This window comes from Microbacterium sp. H6 (assembly GCF_003314775.1).
Lineage (GTDB): Bacteria > Actinomycetota > Actinomycetes > Actinomycetales > Microbacteriaceae > Microbacterium > Microbacterium oxydans.
Genome location: NZ_QOAY01000075.1, coordinates 22056 through 22282, shown reverse-complemented (window position 1 = coordinate 22282; position 227 = coordinate 22056).

Below are 227 nucleotides of genomic sequence, written 5' to 3'. Positions count from 1 at the left end.
CGTGCAGCAGCGACCGCAGCTCGTCCATGTCGTGGTGCGCGGGCCCGCGGAGGACGCGGTGTCCGGACTGCGCTGCCCGCTCCACCAGATCGAGGTCGCCGTCCGAGAAGGATCGGCTGGTGACGAGGATCACAGCCATCAGCGCGGCCGTCCGGCGAACCACGGCGCGAGGGCCGCGTAGGCATCCGTGAACCGCGCGTGCCGTTCGGCGTACACGGCATGGCGGC